Here is a 13,701-nt window from a genome sequence, read left to right on the forward strand (position 1 = left end):
TAAAAATCACTCAAAAAGGGTTAACACAAATATTTTGGGCGAAGATTATAGCAAAAATCGCCAGCTTTGGCGTTAGCTAATATAAAATCAATTTTTGAACAATTTGCTGTTAACTTCTGCACAGAAATAACAGGATAGTTTTAGCCGCCATTAATACCTATCGGTATAAGCCAACAGCCATATCTTGTTATGTGAACAGGTCAAAGGCATTACCCAGCGCTGATGACTTGCCCTTATAGAATTCGGTATAGCTGCAATTTGAGCAGGTTACAGTAATACCAATCAGTATAAACATTTAGTCACTCAGCGAGAGTTTAGCGGTTTTGAGGCAAGGCAACGAGTGAAGAGCATAGTTGTTCTACGTTCAAATTCGTTAACACAGCATCAGAATCGCTAAAACTCGCCAGTCTGGAACGTTTTTGGCTGCCTACTTCTGCGTTGAGTACCTTTATAAGGGAATAACCATTATTGCAGCTATTCGCCTTGAATTAGTTTGCCAAAAATCGTTCTGAGCTGATCAAATTCTTATATTGATTGGTATATTAACGCTTGTTTTGCATATCAAAAATACGCGACCAAAAACCACCTGACACGCGAATTTCACCAGTCTCAAACTCACGTTGATTACACTTGGGACACGCCCATTTATCATGTTGCATGATGGCTCCTATCACTCGGGTTATCTATTTTAAATTAGAACGTTAACTCTGATCCGCTGCGACTAGCTCTAGTCAGCACTGTAGAACTCATTACCATTTTAGGCACAGTTAACGTTAATAATGCACCGCTAACCAAATAGTCTCTACCTCTTCACTCGTCCAAGCTACCCTATGCTTCACATTTGCGCCAATATTAATGTGCTCCCCAACGCCGAGCTCTATGGTCTTACCCTCACTAAATTCTAGCCTCGCTGCACCTTGGATCACCATCACCCATTCATTATGAGCTTGATCGTACCATTGCCCTTGCGGCGTCACATGGGCTTTAGAAATGATTCTTTCAATCAATACGCTATCGTTTCTAACGATTGGCTCGAAGACTTCTTGTGATAAATCATCTGGTAGTTCGCTTAACATATTGTGCTTTTGCATTTGCCTTCCCTATTCAATAATCGCTTCAAAAATAGTGAATACCACCCGTTTTTATAGCGGCTTAACCACAATGCTTTTACTGACTCTAATGCCTAAGCGCTTAGCGAGACGATTTAGATTCGCTCGATCCATCTGTAGTCGTGTGGCCGTAGCTGACCAGTTACCATTTTGTTCAGATAAATGCTGTAAAATCAGTTGCCGCTGAAAATCATCGGTTTGCTGCTTTAGATTAATATCAGCTTGCGCAGCAAGGCTGTGCACATTTATCGCCTGCGATACATCGCCACCGGTTAACGCTTTGTCTTTTGGCAACATCAATGCCAAATGCGTCAGACCAATACGCACTATCGGCGAATGGCTGTCACTTCTTGCCCTTAATGCCGCGCGACTAATCACATGTTCTAGTTCACGTACATTGCCGGGCCAATCATAATCATTCAGCACCTTGATGGCATTTTTGGCCAGAGTCAGTTGCGTCATGCCCAGCTTTCGACGGGTCGATTCAATAAAGTAGCCACATAACAGGCTAATATCACCTTCTCGCTGCCTAAGCGGCGGAACGGCAACTGGGTAAACGCTTAATCTATGATATAGATCAGCGCGAAAACGCCCTTGTTCTACTTCATCCCGTAATTGCCTATTGGTCGCCGCCACAATACGCACATCCACATACTCCACATCATCTTTACCAACCACTTGGATCTCTTGGTTTTGCAACACTCTCAGCAACTTACTTTGCGCCGCTAATGGCAATTCGCCAATTTCATCTAAGAAGATTGTGCCACCACTGGCAAGATTAAACTTACCGGTACGGGTACGTTCAGCGCCAGTAAACGCCCCTTTCACATGACCAAACAGCTCGCTTTCTATTAGATTTTCTGGCAATGCTGCGCAGTTAACATAAACCAGTGGCCCATCACGTCGGCTTGATTGTCGGTGCAGTGTACGGGCGACTAACTCTTTACCTACGCCAGTCTCACCTTCAATCAAGATTGAGAAATTAGAAGCGGCGACCATTTCAATCTCTTGCTTAAGTTTGCGCATACTAGCGCTATCGCCAATCAGCTCACCACCATCTTTAATTAACGCTTCGTGGGTTAGCTCGGCCACCACTTGCTGATTATGCTTTGAGTGCTGCTCTAATTGCTGCAACATCATGGCCGTTTTTAACGTGGCAGCTGACATAGCGGCAATCATATCTAGAGTGCGGTTGGGAATATCATCAAAGACGTTAGGCACCATGCTATCGAGTGTTAGCACCCCAATAAGTTTATTATCGGATAACAAGGGTAACCCCATACACGCGTGTACCGGCAAATCACCTTCGTGGGCTAATAGCAAACCGTCATAGGGATCAGCAAGTGTGCAGTCTGCGGCAAAACGAACAGGCATGCTCGAATTACAAATCTCGGCAAAGCGTTCATGAGCAGCGATTTCAAAACGCCGCCCAAGTGTTTCTTTCGTCAGCCCTTGCAAAGCAAGTGGTCGTAAATAATCCCCCTGTACATGCAGCAATACCACCGCGTCACATGCTACAGCCTGCCGCACCGTGCTGAGCAGGCGCTCAAATCTATCAGTATCGGTTAGGCTATTAGTTAGGTTTAATGCCAGCTCAATCAAGGCTGTAGAAGAGATCTCACTCACTGAATCGTAAACCCTATTTAATCTGTTATTCATCGGTCTTAATCAAACCATAACATGATAAGTCTTTAGCCACAAAAACAACCATAAGAGTCATAAAGACTACAAATTAAAGAGGTCTTTTTGACTACATATCGACTGTAAATCGCTTAAAAAGCGGGAATAAGTCGTATTTACACAGTTGGCATAGTTCTCGCTATACAAGGCTTAAGACCTACGAGTTCGCACTTGCGACGATAAATAATCAATAAAGGATATTTAGATGTTATCTGCAAAACATATCAGCACAGTAAAAAGCACTATCCCATTACTTGAATCTGCTGGCACTGCCATTACTGAGCACTTTTACCAGCGCATGTTTGCCCATAACCCAGAATTAAAGCATATCTTTAACTTGAGCCATCAGCATTCTGGAGGCCAACCCGCGGCGCTTTTCAATGCTGTCGCGGCCTATGCTAAAAACATCGATAACCTAGGTGCATTAAGCGGCGCAGTAGAGCGCATTGCCCACAAGCACACCAGCTTTAATATTCAACCAGAACACTACCCCATTGTTGGACATCACTTATTAGAAACATTACGTGAATTGGCCCCTGATGCATTTACGCCAGAAGTCGAAGAAGCATGGGCTGCTGCTTATGGCGTGTTAGCGGGCATTTTTATCGATAGAGAAGCTACGCTATACCACAAAAATGAAAATGAAGTTGGCGGCTGGAAAGGCGCACGTGAGTTTAAAATTATCACTAAAACCAAAGAGTCTGAGCTAGTGACTAGCTTTGTCCTTGCCCCCGTGGACGATAAAGCAGTAATGCATTTTGAGTCAGGACAGTATTTAGGTGTTAGCGTTGCACCAATTAACCATGACTACCAAGAAATTCGTCAGTATTCATTATCTGACAAACCTAACGGTAAGCAATATCGTATTTCAGTGAAAAAAGAAGCCGTTGGCGTGCCTGGGGTGGTATCTAACTATTTGCATGATCACGTTAATGTTGGCGACACGATTGACGTTTATCCGCCAGCGGGCGATTTTCATTACGAAGAGCGCGAAGCGCCAGTGGTACTTATCTCGGCTGGCGTTGGTGTCACTCCCATGCAATCGATGTTAGAAATGCTGGCGTCTAAGTCGTTTGCAAAACCTGTGTTCTATCTGCACGCCTGTGAAGGTGTCGAGCAACATTCATTTAATCAAAGAGTCGAGTCACTGGGGCTACAGCTTAAGCTTGAACATCATACTTGGTATCGTGATATCGGTAACGCCAATGACGTGGTTAATACTACCAACATCCATCAAGGCTTTATGAATCTTGCTGCGCTTAAAGACTCACTTCCGCTAACGGATGGTGACTATTACCTATGTGGACCGGTTGCCTTTATGCAGTTTGCCAAGCAACAACTACTCGAATTAGGTGTTAGCGATGACCGTATTCACTACGAAGTGTTTGGCCCTCATTCTGATCTCTAAAACCGCTAAGGGCGTTTAAACAAGCCATATAAACAAAGCTTAGAAAAACGGACGCCAATTGGCGTCCGTTTTATCATCTATCAACTATCAACTATCAACTATCGCATTTTCTCTAAAGTGTATTTAGATAAAGTCACAGATCTCAGCAAGCGACTTTTTCTGCAGTGCATGTTCTGGCACGGTGGCATCGTCACCTGGGTAACCTGCAATAATCAACATATAGGGGCGCTCATTAGCATTATCGCGACCGCAAACCTTACTTAAAAAAGACATAGGTTTTGGCGTGTGGGTTAAGGTGCCTAGTCCTGCATTATGCAGTGCCTGAATTAAGAAGCCTGTGGCTATCCCTACCGACTCATGCACATAATAATTAGTCTTTTGTTCACCCTCTTCTTCAGAGCGTTTCTTACTAAAAATGGCAATCAACCAAGGCGCATGTTCAAGATAAGGTTTATCGGCATTGGTGCCTAATGGTTTAAGCGCATCAAGCCACTCTTCCCCTGCTCGGCCAGCATAAAAAGCTTGCTCTAGCGCTTCAGCCTCATGGCGAATTTGCGCTTTGATTTCAGGGCTATTAATGGCAACAAAATGCCAAGGCTGATGATTAGCCCCATTGGGCGCTGTACCAGCGGCGAGAATACACTTTTCGATAATTTCTTTGGGTACGGCTCGATCTGAAAATTTACGGATTGAATGACGACGCTGCACCTGTTGATAGTTTTGCTCAGCGCGCTCAAGCATCTCTGCTTGCGGGTATTCAATAAAGTCATTAAGAGGATGATGCGTATCAGTCATGTTTTACCTTCAACTTATTTTAATTATTTTTATCAATCGTTAAGTTAGCCTTGTAATAACACTGAGCGACAAAGCCCATTATCTTCAACTTGTGCTATTGAGCTTCTACTACTGTCTTTAGCTGCGCCAAACCTTGGGTTAAATCATTACCTATCATGCCTTCAAAATCCATAAACAAAAACATCAAATTCATCGGATAATCTAAGTGCCCATCAAAACCCCAGGTCACTTGAGTTTGATCAGACGATAATGCGGTAGTTTGCATATAAGCCATATCATTTGACTCGAAAGGTTTAAAAAACCTTAATGCGTAATCGATACGTTTCCCCTCATCGATACGCATAATTTCTTGCTCACCTTCACCCACATCTTCTTTGTCGCTAACCCAGCCAGCAACAAACCCGACCATGCCATCAGTACCTCGATAGCTCTTTTGCATATCAGGATCCATCTGTGCCCACACGCTATAGTTATCTTGATTCTTGAGGTATTTGACGTAATCGAATACCTTTGTAACGGGTTTATTTATAGTGACTTGCGTAGTAACCGAATAGGTTTTATCGACAAATAGCGCAACAATAAATGGTAAGGCGATAATCACTAAGATTAGTAATAGAAATTTCTTTAGCATGATGATTACTCTTAATTTGCAGCTCAGCTGGCCTCAATCAAACCTAGCTAAAAGGTGACTTAAGAATAAACATATTATTAACAAAATGACAAATTAAGTAAGGATACAATGTCAGCATAACTTAAGAAGGGGAGCGTTTGAGTCAACTTGAACATTTTAGAATAGTGGAAGTCAGTAGAAAGCAAAAAGACAAGCATTGCTTGTCTTTTAATCTTATAGAAGAAAACTATATCTTTACAGCCCAAGCCTTGCCATCAGCTTTTGATTCTCTGCTTCGATGTGCTTATAAAAATCACAGTCAGTGAGTTTTGATGCTGCGGCTTCATCAATTACTAATACCGCATCTTGGTGGAGTTGCAGTGCAGATGCAGGACATGCGGCAGTTAATGCTCCTTCAACCGTTGCTTTAATCGCATCCGCTTTGTTTTCACCTGTTGCTAGTAATACCACTTTCTTAGCATCTAAAATCGTACCAATGCCCATAGTGATTGAAAGGTGTGGTTGATATTCACCAGCTTCAAAGAAGCGTGCATTGTCATCAATGGTGGCTTTAGTCAGTGTTTTAACTCTTGTGCGTGACATCAAGCCTGATGATGGCTCGTTAAAACCAATGTGACCGTTACGACCAATACCTAATAATTGAATATCGATCCCACCTGCAGCCTTAATTTGCTCTTCGTAACCTTGGCATGCTTCAATTGGGTTTGCCGCATCGCCTGGTGGCACAAATGTTTGTGACTTATCAATATTAATATGATCAAACAGCTGCTCGTTCATAAAGTAGCGGTAGCTTTGCGGATGTGTGCCTTCTAGCCCTAGATATTCGTCTAAGTTAAAAGTCTTAACACCTGAGAAAGAGATTTGTTTAGCCTTGTTTGCCGCTATAAGTCCTTGATAAAGTGAAACAGGTGTTGAACCTGTCGCTAAACCCAGTACTGAATCAGCCTTTTTTTGCAGCTGCTTAATAAAAATGTTGGCGCCATATTCAGCAACCGAGGCACTGTCTTTTAATATTACGATTTGCATAGATTTGATCCAATATCAGTTAGTCATCAGCTAGATTACAAACACGTTCTAAAAGCACTGTAATGCTCTTTTCACCATTTGTACTGTGCGACCAAGTTAACCTATTTTTCGTTAAGTCGACCGACACCATGAATTAGTTAACATAACTATAACCTCAAATGACAACGCTGTCATTAGCTATTAATCGTACCAATCTATGCTTATTGGCTATGTATGCACTTAAAAATTAGATATTAAGGTTATAATGCGCCTCCATTATTTTAGAGCCGCTGCCATGTCAGAATCAGATCTTACAGAGAAACGACATAGTCACTTTCTCATCTATAAACCCTATGGATATTTGAGTCAATTTGTACCTGAAACTCGTAAAAGCAAGCCAGTGCTTGGTCAACTTGCTCATTTTCCAGAAAAGACCATGGCTATTGGCAGGCTTGACCATGACTCCGAAGGACTCCTGCTGTTAACTACCGACGGTATGCAGAGCTTTGTTATTCGTAGTAAAAACATTGAGAAAGAGTACTACGTACAAGTTGATGGTGAGGTTACCTCTGAGCAACTTACTCAGTTACAGCAGAGTGTTGAAATAGGCGTAAATGGTGAGAAATATCAGACCTTACCTTGCAAGGTAGAGCTATTAGTTGCTGAGCCTAACCTTCCATCAAGGGGCAAAAAAATACGCGATCCTCGCCATGGGCCTACAAGTTGGTTATCAATAACGATTTGTGAAGGAAAAAACCGTCAAATAAGAAAGATGACAGCAGCGGTTGGTTTACCGACATTAAGACTGGTTAGGGTCAGGATCGCTCATATTGAGCTTGGATCAATGCAACCTGGTGATGTGGTTACGATTAATCAGTTTGATATAAGCGCTGACTAAAGCCAGCGCTTTACGCGCTGCTAATTGTTTAAAAATTCAGTTAAATTTTCTACCCGTTGTGGTCGGCTATAAAAATAGCCCTGCACCTGGTCACAACCATTTTCTTTTAAGAAATTAACCTGCTCCTGGGTTTCTACACCTTCCGCTACCACCTGTAAATTAAGCGCATGCCCCATGGCAATAATCGCTTTGGCAATGGCGGTGTTATGTGTATCTAACGGTAAACCGGCAACAAATGATTGGTCGATTTTCAGTTTATGGATAGGTAACTTTTTAAGATAACTTAACGAAGAATAGCCAGTACCAAAGTCATCAATAGACAATTCAACTCCCATTTGGCCTAGCTTTGCTAAATATTGGCTCACAAGCAGTTGATCTGACATCATACCGCTCTCAGTAACTTCCAGCTCTAAGCTAGTTGCTGGTAAACCCGTTTGCTCAAGGATTTCTGCCACTTCGCAAACAAAGCTACTTCGCTGTAATTGCTGACTAGCAACGTTGACTGCCACGCGGCCAAAATTAATACCTTGTTGATGCCAACGCTGTCCCTGCTCACATGCTGTTTTCAGTACCCAACGACCAATATCTTGAATCAGGCCAATTTTCTCAGCTAATGGGATAAACACTGCAGGAGAAATACTACCTAACACCGGATCATCCCAACGCAGGAGTGCTTCAAACGCCACAGCTTTTCCTGTTTTAAAGCTGATCTTCGGTTGGTAAACAAGATGAAATGCACCAATGGATAAAGCATCGTGCAATGCACTTTGCAGCTTTAATTTGGCAACTGATTCTTGTGTCAGTGACTCAGTATAAAAGGCGTAATTATTACGACCGTCATACTTAGCCCTATGCATAGCAACCTCAGCGTTAACCATAAGATCACTTGAATCTTGGCCATCATCTGGATAGATGGCGACCCCCATACTCGCGGTCAATCGGGCTTGACCATATTCGCCAAGCAAAAACGGCTGATCAAACACCTTACGTAATTTATTGATATTCAGCAGTAATGCATCATTGCTATCAATATTAGGCAATATCACCGCAAACTCGTCACTGCCTAAGCGTGCAGAAGTCGCTAACGTATCAAGATCTAAACTAAAACGGCGGCTTAGTTCCAGTAAAACTTCATCACCTACGGGGTGGCCGTAGCTTTCGTTAATTTGCTTAAACAGATCGACATCAATATACACTAACCCTAAGCGACTTTTATTATGGCTCGCTTGCTTTATCCCTTGCTCTAAACGCGCGGTTAAACCCATTCGGTTAGGCAGTTTAGTCAAGGGATCGTAAAAGGCAACTTCAGCTAATTCTGCTTCACTCTTCTTTTGCGCTGAGATATCGGTAAATACGGCGACAAAGAAACGAATTTGATGTTCATCATCATACACTGCACTGATATTGAGCATTAGCGGAAAGATCGCACCATTTTTACGCCGATTCCAAATCTCACCATGCCACTTACCTCGGCTTAGTAAGTCTCCCCATAAACTTTGGAAAAATGCTTTATCATGTCGGCCAGAGTTAAATATTCTAGGATTATGACCAAGTAGCTCTTGTTTACTGTAACCGCTGATACTTTCAAAGGCGCCATGTGCATCGACAATATTGCCATCAACATCGGTGATCACCACACCTTCAACCGAGTTCTCAAATACCCGCGAAGCCAACTCTAGCTGATCCTGAGCCGCTTTATGGGAAGATATATTACGTGAGATCCCAATCACTCCAGCTAACTCACCGCTATCTGCAAAAATCGGCACTTTAGTGGTTTCTAACCAAGAATCGACGTTACCGATATCTAAACCTTCACATTGGCCGGCCGAAACTTCGATACCTTTACGAATCGCCTTTTGATCACTAGCGATAAAGTGTTCCGCAAGGCGCGGCTCAAATAATTCATGATCGGTACGGTCCAAAATCAAATCTCTAGACCTATGCCATGCTTGCTCAACACTTTGATTGACAAGGATGTAACGCCCGTAACTATTCTTTACCCACACATGTTCTTTCATGCAATCAACAAACATTTGCAAGTTCAAATGGCTAACTTGCTCTGTCAGGCTTCTTTGTTGATTCTGCAACAATTTATATTGGCGATAGATCTCAATTAAATCTTGTTCAATACTCTTGATATAGACTTTGAATAATTGTTCAGCATCAGTATTCTGAATAGATTGGTTATCATTACTCGTCGCTATCGTCCCTAGATAGCCAAAAAGTGCACCTGCAGGCCAATAAATTGCAAGTAGAGTAATGCAGGTATCAACAGGAGTATCTTGCTCACAGCTTTTCATCAGCTGATCTAACTGCGCAGGACTAACGGCGACATAACTCATCGCCTGAAACTTTTCAGTCTGATCAACTTTAAATAACGCGGCCCCGCACTGGGCTATTCGTGCCAGCATATCAATAGATAGCTGCCACTCACCCTTTTGTGCTTGCGTTATTTCGATATTAATCAACTTAATGTCCTATTAATCATTCAAGGATTAGCTAAAGCGCTTTGCTTGCGCCATCAATACAACTCTAATCCACTTAAAAATAGCGCTTAAAGCGCATAAAAAACCTGTTACACACTAGTATCTTTAGCTAAGAAAATAAAGCCTAATTTGCCAATATAAATACTACTCTAGCAAGATAACTCAAAATGGCTTATTTAACACTAAAAGCCTTTAGGTCAGTGCTTTAGCTGACTCACCACTTATGGAGTGTTGTATTTGAAGGTCACGATGAAAATCATGTTTATTCTTTAGAGAAGGCCTAGCTATCAAGATTGTTCAATCTTTACATAAAACCTATATTACAAGGTTATAACGCTGTTTTAATTGATAATAATCAATCTTTACAGAGTGTATTTAGCAAAATAAAACTCGCTACCTATCTTGAGTCCAAAAATATAACAAGCTCAGAAAATACATGATTAGCTACAGGTAACAATATGCAGCCTGAAATAGCCCGCAACCTTACATGATGGTGAATTGATAACTGAAAACAAAAAAACCAGCCGAGTGGCTGGTTTTTATTTTATTGGCGATACTGTTTAGCTGTATCAGCCCTACAAATTAGTTCGCTTGTGGGCGCATTGCAGGGAACAGGATCACGTCACGGATAGTATGCGTGTTAGTGAATAGCATCACTAGACGGTCGATACCGATACCTTGACCCGCAGTTGGTGGTAAACCGTGCTCTAGTGCAGTGATGTAGTCTGCATCGTAGAACATTGCTTCGTCATCACCAGCGTCTTTAGCATCAACCTGTGCTTTAAAGCGGCTGTCTTGATCTTCAGCATCGTTAAGCTCAGAGAAACCGTTAGCCACTTCACGGCCGCCGATGAAGAACTCGAAACGGTCAGTGATAAAGTGGTTATCGTCGTTACGACGTGCTAGTGGAGAGATATCCGCTGGGTAACCCGTGATGAACGTTGGTTGCATCAACTGTGGCTCAGCTGTTTCACCAAAGATCTCTTCAAGTAGTTGTCCACAAGTCCAGAACTTCTCAACAGTCATGCCGATGCTCTTAGCCAAGTCACGCATAAATTCAACGTCTTTAACTTCTTCGTAAGTCATAGACTGAATTGTAGCGTTGTCTGGGTTGTACTTCTTGATCGCATCCAACATGCTCAAACGTGCATATGGGCCACCAAAGTCAACTGTGTGCTCACCGTATGGAAGCTGTGGAGAACCACAAAGCTCAGTAGCGATAGAGCTTAGCATCTCTTCAGTAAGATCCATTAGATCGTTGAAGTCAGCGTACGCCATATAGAATTCCATCATAGTAAATTCAGGGTTATGACGTGGAGACAGACCTTCGTTACGGAAGTTACGGTTGATTTCGAATACACGCTCAAAACCACCAACCACTAGACGCTTAAGGTATAGCTCAGGTGCAATACGTAGATACATTTCGATATCTAGTGCATTGTGATGAGTTACGAATGGGCGTGCTGAAGCACCACCAGGGATGCTGTGCATCATTGGCGTTTCAACTTCCATGAACTCTTTCTTAACCATGAAGTTACGGATCGCGGTAACCACTTTAGAGCGCATAACGAATGCTGCACGTGAGTCTTCGTTAACGATCAAGTCAACGTAACGCTGACGGTAACGAGTCTCTTGGTCAGTTAGGCCATGGAACTTTTCAGGTAGTGGACGCAGCGCTTTAGTTAGCAACTGGTACTGCTCCATGTTCACATAAAGGTCGCCTTTACCTGACAGGTGTAGCTGACCAGTCACACCGATGATGTCACCGATATCTAGGCCTTGGAATTTTTCTTTAAGATCTTTTTGAACGTCTTTTCCAGCGTATGCTTGGATACGACCGCTCACATCTTGGATAACCAAGAATGGACCACGCTTAGCCATTACACGACCAGCGATTGAACGCTCAATGCCCATGCCTTCAAGCTCTTCTTTGGTGTTGTTACCAAATTCAGCTTGAATGTCTGCCGCTTTGTGTTTTCGATCGAAGTTGTTCGGGTGACCGTTTGCTGGGCAGTTCGTACGGATGTGCTCTAGTTTTGCACGACGCTCTGCAATTAACTTGTTCTCGTCTTGGGTTTGTTCAGTCATCTTCTTCTCTCGTTAAAGGCCAGATTTCAGGCTAGCTTCAATAAACTTGTCCAGATCGCCATCTAAAACGCTCTGGGTATTTCGGTTTTCAACGCCGGTGCGTAGATCTTTAATACGTGCATCATCAAGCACGTAAGAACGGATCTGGCTGCCCCAGCCAATATCTGACTTGGCATCTTCGGCGGCTTGCTTATCAGCATTCTGTTTCAGCATTTCTAGCTCATACAGCTTTGCTTTTAACTGTTTCATCGCAGCATCACGGTTCTTATGCTGCGAACGGTCGTTCTGACATTGCACCACAGTGTTGGTCGGTAAATGCGTAATACGAATAGCCGACTCAGTTTTGTTTACGTGCTGACCACCCGCACCGGATGCGCGGTAGGTATCAATTCTTAAGTCCGACGGATTGATATCAATCTCAATCGAATCATCAATTTCTGGGTAAACGAATACCGAACAGAAAGAGGTGTGACGCTTGCCTGACGAGTCAAATGGTGACTTACGCACTAAACGGTGTACACCGGTTTCGGTACGCAGTGAACCAAAAGCATATTCACCAGTAAACTTAATGGTGGCGCCTTTAATACCGGCAACATCACCTGCAGTCACTTCAATCAGTTCTGGTTTATAGTCGTGGGCTTCGCCCCAACGTAAAAACATACGCAGTACCATGTTTGCCCAATCTTGAGCTTCAGTACCGCCTGAACCTGATTGAATATCTAAATAACAATCTGATGCATCATGCGGTTTAGAGAACATGCGACGGAACTCAAGTTCCTCTAAGCGTTTCTCTAAGCCTTGTAATTCAGCAGTGGCGTCATTGAAGGTTTCTTCATCATCTTCTTCAACGGCAAGCTCGAGTAATCCCTCGATATCTTCTAGTCCACTGTCCATATCGTCGATAGTTTTCACTACCGCTTCAAGTGCTGCACGCTCTTTGCCTAAGGCTTGGGCGTTTTCTGGATCGTTCCACACTTCTGAGCTTTCAAGCTCTCGGCTAACTTCTTCTAGACGCTCACTTTTAGCATCGTAGTCAAAGATACCCCCGAAGAAGGTCGGTACGGTCAGCGAGCTCCTTGATTTTGAATTTAACTGGATTTACTTCAAACATGATTTAATCAACTTTTTAATGGCTAAGCGGTCATTGCTAAGCGATAGTGGCTAAACTTCTTTTGCTTCACTCTTAACGAGTAAATAACGACAAATAGAAAACCCGCTATTTTACCCCATGAGAGGAGTGAAGCCTAGCCGCAAAAGGCTACAAAATAGCAAATTTATTCAACAATATTAGTTTCCCCTCTAAAAACCCCCGTTAATCATCCAGTGACCCTGGCTTACTCCACTACGCGCTAGGCTCATCTAGCAATTTAGTGCGACAGTTCAACTGCTAAATCAGCCTATTTGTGACCTTTAACACACTTAATCTAACACCATTCCAACCCAACCCCTTTTCCGCAGTGTAACTGAGGCTTAGAAAACATTTAAGCCGCACAAAAAAGGACTTTGCCACGCTTTAATCCTAGAACCACGGAGCTGCGATCCCGCTCTACAAGCTAGCCAACAGGCTAAAATGGTGGAAATTGATAAGCCGATCTCACATC

At 42.9% G+C, this 13,701-nt stretch carries 12 protein-coding genes; 2 read left to right on the plus strand and 10 right to left on the minus strand.

Going from position 1 to position 13,701, the window contains the following annotated elements; all coding sequences use genetic code 11:
• Positions 1-187 precede the first annotated feature (187 nt).
• From AB4298_RS09830 to norR, 4 genes are all read right to left on the minus strand, one after another.
• Positions 188-295 carry a zinc ribbon domain-containing protein gene (locus AB4298_RS09830; RefSeq protein WP_348984458.1) on the minus strand — a complete coding sequence of 36 codons (108 nt, stop codon included), beginning with the start codon at positions 293-295 and terminating at the stop codon, positions 188-190.
• 247 nt (positions 296-542) lie between these two features.
• Positions 543-659, minus strand: a complete 117-nt coding sequence (locus AB4298_RS09835; RefSeq protein WP_371986533.1) for a zinc ribbon domain-containing protein — start codon at positions 657-659, stop codon at positions 543-545.
• A gap of 114 nt (positions 660-773) precedes the next feature.
• A complete protein-coding gene (locus AB4298_RS09840; RefSeq protein WP_371986535.1) occupies positions 774-1,091 on the minus strand; it encodes a cupin domain-containing protein in 318 nt (105 codons plus the stop codon).
• Between the two features lie 51 nt (positions 1,092-1,142).
• On the minus strand, positions 1,143-2,768 hold the full coding sequence (gene norR, locus AB4298_RS09845; RefSeq protein WP_371986537.1) for a nitric oxide reductase transcriptional regulator NorR: 1,626 nt from the start codon (positions 2,766-2,768) through the stop codon (positions 1,143-1,145).
• 226 nt (positions 2,769-2,994) lie between these two features.
• On the opposite strand from norR, the gene hmpA reads away from it, so the two are divergent.
• A complete protein-coding gene (gene hmpA, locus AB4298_RS09850; RefSeq protein ID WP_371986539.1) occupies positions 2,995-4,197 on the plus strand; it encodes an NO-inducible flavohemoprotein in 1,203 nt (400 codons plus the stop codon).
• A 123-nt stretch (positions 4,198-4,320) separates the two neighbouring features.
• Here the strand turns inward: hmpA and AB4298_RS09855 are convergent, their stop codons facing one another.
• The 3 genes from AB4298_RS09855 to nagB all read right to left on the minus strand — a co-directional run bounded on the left by AB4298_RS09855 (position 4,321) and on the right by nagB (position 6,649).
• Positions 4,321-4,992, minus strand: a complete 672-nt coding sequence (locus AB4298_RS09855) for a nitroreductase family protein (RefSeq protein WP_371986541.1) — start codon at positions 4,990-4,992, stop codon at positions 4,321-4,323.
• Positions 4,993-5,086: 94 nt separating this feature from the next.
• Positions 5,087-5,623, minus strand: a complete 537-nt coding sequence (locus AB4298_RS09860; protein ID WP_371986543.1) for an SRPBCC family protein — start codon at positions 5,621-5,623, stop codon at positions 5,087-5,089.
• 234 nt (positions 5,624-5,857) lie between these two features.
• On the minus strand, positions 5,858-6,649 hold the full coding sequence (nagB, locus tag AB4298_RS09865; protein WP_371986544.1) for a glucosamine-6-phosphate deaminase: 792 nt from the start codon (positions 6,647-6,649) through the stop codon (positions 5,858-5,860).
• Positions 6,650-6,923: 274 nt separating this feature from the next.
• On the opposite strand from nagB, the gene AB4298_RS09870 reads away from it, so the two are divergent.
• Positions 6,924-7,526, plus strand: a complete 603-nt coding sequence (locus tag AB4298_RS09870) for a pseudouridine synthase (protein ID WP_248998284.1) — start codon at positions 6,924-6,926, stop codon at positions 7,524-7,526.
• 20 nt (positions 7,527-7,546) lie between these two features.
• On the opposite strand, the gene AB4298_RS09875 is transcribed toward AB4298_RS09870, so the two are convergent.
• The 3 genes from AB4298_RS09875 to prfB all read right to left on the minus strand — a co-directional run bounded on the left by AB4298_RS09875 (position 7,547) and on the right by prfB (position 13,211).
• Positions 7,547-9,994 carry a putative bifunctional diguanylate cyclase/phosphodiesterase gene (locus AB4298_RS09875; protein WP_371986546.1) on the minus strand — a complete coding sequence of 816 codons (2,448 nt, stop codon included), beginning with the start codon at positions 9,992-9,994 and terminating at the stop codon, positions 7,547-7,549.
• A gap of 600 nt (positions 9,995-10,594) precedes the next feature.
• Positions 10,595-12,100 carry a lysine--tRNA ligase gene (lysS, locus tag AB4298_RS09880; protein ID WP_248998283.1) on the minus strand — a complete coding sequence of 502 codons (1,506 nt, stop codon included), beginning with the start codon at positions 12,098-12,100 and terminating at the stop codon, positions 10,595-10,597.
• A 12-nt stretch (positions 12,101-12,112) separates the two neighbouring features.
• Positions 12,113-13,211 (minus strand): peptide chain release factor 2 gene (gene prfB, locus AB4298_RS09885; RefSeq protein ID WP_248998282.1). Its coding sequence is split into 2 segments (ribosomal slippage): positions 12,113-13,135 and positions 13,137-13,211, totalling 1,098 coding nucleotides; the frame shifts between segments, so codons are not numbered across the junction.
• Between the last annotated feature and the right edge of the window lie 490 nt (positions 13,212-13,701).

This window comes from Shewanella sp. 10N.261.52.F9, assembly GCF_041471165.1.
Classification (GTDB): Bacteria; Pseudomonadota; Gammaproteobacteria; order Enterobacterales; family Shewanellaceae; genus Shewanella; species Shewanella marinintestina.